Annotated in this window: 2 protein-coding genes and 1 pseudogene; 2 read left to right on the top strand and 1 reads right to left on the bottom strand. The window is 61.3% G+C overall.

Going from position 1 to position 1493, the window contains the following annotated elements; all coding sequences use genetic code 11:
- The first annotated feature begins 86 nt into the window (after positions 1 to 86).
- Together IVA78_RS28665 and IVA78_RS28670 are read left to right on the top strand one after the other, a co-directional pair.
- Complete coding sequence (locus tag IVA78_RS28665; RefSeq protein ID WP_247468899.1) at positions 87 to 251, top strand: hypothetical protein; 165 nt, start codon at positions 87 to 89, stop codon at positions 249 to 251.
- Positions 226 to 1140: a hypothetical protein gene (locus tag IVA78_RS28670; RefSeq protein WP_247468901.1), complete on the top strand. Its 915-nt coding sequence runs from the start codon at positions 226 to 228 to the stop codon at positions 1138 to 1140. The genes IVA78_RS28665 and IVA78_RS28670 overlap by 26 nt, the downstream gene beginning before the upstream one ends.
- 76 nt (positions 1141 to 1216) lie before the next feature.
- On the opposite strand, the pseudogene IVA78_RS28675 reads toward IVA78_RS28670, so the two are convergent.
- Positions 1217 to 1372, bottom strand: a pseudogene (locus IVA78_RS28675) (IS21 family transposase); the annotation flags it as partial.
- Positions 1373 to 1493 lie beyond the last annotated feature (121 nt).

Genomic DNA, 1493 nt, shown 5'->3' on the forward strand with positions numbered 1-1493 from the left:
GCTATGAGGCAGGACACTCTGGCGTACCGCGCAAGGGGGCAGCCCTGTTATAAGGAATTGCGATCTGCGGCCGTTGCGGACGGCGCATGAGCATGCGCTACACGGGCCCGAATGCCGACTATCCGGTCTATTGCTGCCGCTCGGATCGGGACCAGCAAGGCAGTGCACTATGTCAGGAAGTCCGGGCCTTGGCGGTTGACGCGCTGGTCGAACGGATGCTCCTCGATGCCCTGGTGCCGGATCAGAATTGAGATCGCACTCGCGGCGGCGGGCCAACTGGAGCAAGAGAGTCGTCAGCTCGAGCGTCAGTGGGCGCTTCGCGTGGAGCGCGCCCGCTACGAGGCCGCGCGCGCCCGGCGTCAGTATGACGCCGTCGAGCCCGAGAACCGTCTTGTGGCGCGCTCACTTGAGCGGGCTTGGGAAGAGAAGCTGCGTGTCGTCGAGACGGTCGAGCAGCAGCATGCGCGTTGGCGCGCGCAAGAGCCGCTTCTGATTGGCCCAGCGGAACGCGCAGGGCTACAAGCGCTCGGCGAGAACCTGCCGCGGATTTGGAATGCGGCCACCACGTCGGCAGCCGATCGCAAGCGCATTCTGCGATTTGTCATCCGCGAAGTCGTTCTTGATCAGAAGCGGACCCGAGGTCAGGTGTGGCTCAGGATCGTCTGGCAGACCGGCGCAACCAGCGAGCATCACGTACAACGGCGCGTTCATACCTACCGCAACTATATCGACATTGATCGGTTGCGGCGACGGATCGTCGGGTTGAATGCTGAACACAAAATGGATGGCGAGATCGCGGCAATACTCAATCAGGAAGGCTTTGTCGCGGCCCGAGGCTGCGCCTTCAAAGGCGAGAACGTCTGGCTGTTGCGCACCCGCTGGGGCATTCCCACCGTCAAAATCAACGGCGTGGACAAGAATCCGATGCGCTGGCCCGACGGCAGCTTCTCGATTCAGGGCGCAGCGGCCGAGCTTGGCGTCACCCCGCAAACGGTGTTCGATTATCTCGCGCGCGGAATGCTGGCAGGCCGTCAGTTAGCCAAAGGCCAGCCATGGCAGATCGAGCTCTCAGACGAACAAATCAGTCGGCTGCGCAATCGGATACGACGTACCAAGCGTTCAAAGACGGAGGCATCATGAAGTCATCGGCTCGGCAATGACATCGTGCCATTGCGACACGGGCACCTGAGTCGTGATCAACAGCGATCCCTTGTCGTAGCGATCGGTTGAAGCTGGCTTCGGCATAGGTGTAGTTCGAGGCGCCGAGCACAGCGACGAAGATCTGCATGCTGCGCGCCTCGCCGCTGAGCCCGTCAACCACCTCCATGGTATGGCCGGAATAGTCGACGAACAGCTTCTCGCCGGCGACATGGATGTGTTTCGGCATGGAATAAGGGCTCTGACTCACTTTTGATGCAGTTTTGGGAACGTCTGGCGCTTTGATTGCGAGGAGAATCAGCGCCATGCAGCAGGCACTCCAGCGCTCCAGTCTG

This window comes from Bradyrhizobium sp. 137, from assembly GCF_023074095.1.
In the GTDB taxonomy this organism is placed as follows: Bacteria; Pseudomonadota; Alphaproteobacteria; order Rhizobiales; family Xanthobacteraceae; genus Bradyrhizobium.